We start from the raw sequence: 2,406 nt of genomic DNA on the forward strand, positions 1-2,406 counted from the left end.
CCGGCCGATGGCTTCGCGCAGGTTGCGGCTGGTGCGCATGGCGAAGCCCCAGGTGCCGAAGGTCGAGATGTTGTAGTGCAGGCCCAGCTCGAAGCCCAGCGCCGGGGTGTCGGGCAGGGCCAGCATGAGGTTCTCGACCAGGCGCATTTCCTGACCGGGCGCGATCAGCGCATCCGGGTCCTGCAGCATGGCCTCGGTGATGCCGGTGCCGAGCAGGCAGGTGTCGGCATCCACGCCCCGCGCCGCCGCGAAGTGCAGCATGACCTGGCTGATGGCCAGGCTGTGCAGGACATGGGCGTCGTCGGTCATCGGGGGCTCCTTGAATTCTTGTGTGGCCCGGTACCCCGCGACTATCGAAGCTGACGTGGCGAAATGCAAGGCGGCGGCTGCCCGGCGAGGGCGCCGCCGCCGTGTTCAGGCGGCCGCGTGGTGCATGGCCTCCGACGCCGCGACGGTGTCGCGCGTGGTCGCGAAAGCCTGCACCCAGGCCTCGTAATTATGCACCGTGGGCAGGTGGTTGGGGTGGAAGCCCGGGCGGTAGTAGCTGGCGATCATGGGCAGCAGTCGGCCGAACACGCCCTTGCGCGGACCCATGAGCCAGCCCAGTCCCTTGCGATAGAGCTGCACGCGCTCGGGCACGCTGTGGCCGTCCATGCCCAGCATGATCCACGGCGCCACCAGGGTGAACAGCGAGAACGAGAGGGTGGCGTGGGTCATGGCGGTGACGCGGGTCAGGTAGCCCACGCCGGCGATCTTCTGCATGACATCGTAGGCCACGGCCTTGTGTTCCATCTCCTCGATGGCATGCCAGGCGAACATGGCGCGCACGCGCGGGTCGGCGCCTTCCAGCACTTCCTTCTCGGCGAAGAACAGATCGGCCATCATGGCGGTGAAGTGCTCCAGCGCGGCGGTCAGCGCGACGTTGTATTCCGGCGAGCGCTTTTGCAGGCGGCCGTCGCACATGGCCCGGGTGTGGCGGGTGAAGGCGTCGATGTCTATGCCCTGGCGGCGCAGGCGTNGATGCGGTCGCGGAAGGCGCGCACGGCGGAGATGAAATAGCGTTCGCCATCCGGGAAGGTGGCTTGCACGGCGTCCATGAGGCGGGTGCGGAAGGCGTCGCCGTCCATCCAGTAGCGGGGGATGTCGTCGGCGTCCAGGCCGAAGTCCAGGTCCTTGCGCACGACGATGTTTTCCTTGTATTCGCGGCGTGTCATGTCGTTCTCCGGAAGCGGGTCTGTTGTTGTGGTTGTGCTTGCGGAATCCATGCTAGGTGGCGGAGACTGCGACAAGGGATCAGGCGACGACAGCAAGGGATCAAATGGCGACATCATGGGCCGGGTGATCGGCCTCCATTTCCTCAGCCTGCTGACCACGGCGGCAGCGCGCACCGGCAGTGACCTCAAGGCGGTGCTGGCGGCGCTCGACCTCGGCGTGCACACCCGCGAAGGCCGGCCGCCGCTGCTGCCGCTGACGCTGCTGGCCGCGCTCATGGAGCAGCTGGAGAGCCGGGCCACGCGCGGGCGCTTCGTGTTCGCCCTGGCCGAGGTGTTCAATTTCGACGGCCAGCCGGCGGTGGCTGCCTTCCTGACCAGCGCCCGCAACCTGCGCCAGCTGCACCGGCTGCTGGAGTGGGTGCCCGAGCTGGTGCACCCGGACCTGCGTTTCGAGATCCGCGACCAGGCGCCGGAGGCCTGGCTGCATCCGGCGGTGACGTCTGCGGAGCCGCGACTCGCGGACCACCCCCTGCTTATCGAGCTCATGACGGCGGTGGCGGTGCATATCGGCCGGCTGGTGGCACCGCAGCTGGCGGTGGTGCGCCAGGTCGAGTTCCGCCACGGCCCGCTCGCCGATCCGGCGCACTACGAGGCCTGGTTCGGCTGTCCGGTGACCTTCCATGCCGCGCGCAACACCCTGCGCGGCGACAGCCATCTGCTCGACGGCGCGTTGCCCGGCAGCCTGCCGCAGGCCAATGCCAGCGCCGAAGAGACTATCCGCGTGCACATCCTCGGCGATGGCGTGGCGCCGTCGCTGGTGGCAGAGGCGGAGCGCCTGCTGCGCCAGCGCCCGGCCCTGTTCAGCGAGGGGCTGGCCGGCCTCGCGGCGGCGCTGCGCCTGCACCCGCGCACTTTGCAGCGCCGCCTCCGCGAGGCCGGGCAGGACTATGCCGGCCTGGTCGCCAGGCTGCGCCACGAGCTGGCCTGCGAAATGCTGCGCGAGGGCACGCTGGATATCGACAGCATCGGCATCAAGCTGGGGTTCAGCGAGCGCCGCAGCTTCACGCGGGCCTTCAGCCAGTGGCAGGGCATGCCGCCGTCGGCGTACCGGCGGGCGGCGCGGAGCGGCAGAGGAGATCAGTCATGACCAGCACAGCCTCCGACAACGGCGTCTTCCTCTGGATGACCTGGC

Annotated in this window: 2 protein-coding genes and 1 pseudogene; 1 reads left to right on the plus strand and 2 read right to left on the minus strand. The window is 69.1% G+C overall.

Annotated elements, in window-relative coordinates; translation table 11 throughout:
• Nucleotides 1-309: AraC family transcriptional regulator ligand-binding domain-containing protein (locus C5O18_RS08620; RefSeq protein ID WP_146089308.1), on the minus strand; the 309-nt coding region annotated here is incomplete at its 3' end.
• 105 nt (nucleotides 310-414) lie between these two features.
• Nucleotides 415-1,331 (minus strand): annotated as a pseudogene (locus C5O18_RS08625) (metal-dependent hydrolase).
• Between C5O18_RS08625 and C5O18_RS08635 the strand changes: the two are divergent.
• Nucleotides 1,264-2,361 carry a helix-turn-helix domain-containing protein gene (locus C5O18_RS08635; protein ID WP_158249316.1) on the plus strand — a complete coding sequence of 366 codons (1,098 nt, stop codon included), beginning with the start codon at nucleotides 1,264-1,266 and terminating at the stop codon, nucleotides 2,359-2,361. The pseudogene C5O18_RS08625 and the gene C5O18_RS08635 sit on opposite strands and share 68 nt — an antisense overlap.
• Nucleotides 2,362-2,406: the final 45 nt, after the last annotated feature.

Origin of the sequence: Amnimonas aquatica (assembly GCF_002943415.1) — a bacterium.
Classification (GTDB): Bacteria; Pseudomonadota; Gammaproteobacteria; order Pseudomonadales; family Moraxellaceae; genus Perlucidibaca; species Perlucidibaca aquatica_A.